Source organism: Kitasatospora sp. MBT63, assembly GCF_000710465.2.
Classification (GTDB): domain Bacteria; phylum Actinomycetota; class Actinomycetes; order Streptomycetales; family Streptomycetaceae; genus Kitasatospora.
In genome coordinates this window covers 1-393 of sequence record NZ_JAIZ01000685.1, presented here as the reverse complement: position 1 = coordinate 393, position 393 = coordinate 1, and the positions used below count along the sequence as shown (strand labels likewise).

At 67.4% G+C, this 393-nt stretch carries 1 pseudogene; it reads left to right on the top strand.

From position 1 onward, the window contains the following. Window positions 1-55: 55 nt before the first annotated feature. Window positions 56-355, top strand: a pseudogene (locus AA75_RS35970) (transposase); the annotation flags it as partial. Between the last annotated feature and the right edge of the window lie 38 nt (window positions 356-393).

Here is a 393-nt window from a genome sequence, read left to right as displayed (position 1 = left end):
TGGGCTTGATCCGCTTTGACGGACACTCCTGATCAGGGGCTTCGGCCTCGGAAGGATGATGTCCATCATGGAGAGCATGGGGAAGAAGAGGCCGCGCCCTCGCCGCTCGTTCACGGCGGAGTTCAAGGCCGAGATCGTCGAGCTGTGCCGCCGGGGTGACCGGTCGGTGGGGCAGGTCGCGAAGGATTTCGACCTGACCGAGACCGCGGTGCGCTTGTGGGTCACCCAGGCCGGGGTCGACGCCGGTGAGCGTGAGGGTCTGACCAGCGACGAGCGGGAGGAGCTGGCTCGGCTGCGGCGGGAGAACCGGCGGCTGCGCGAGGACGTCGAGGTTCTCAAGCGGGCCACGGCTTTCTTCGCGAAGGAGACCCGGTGACGGTGCACCCGTTCATC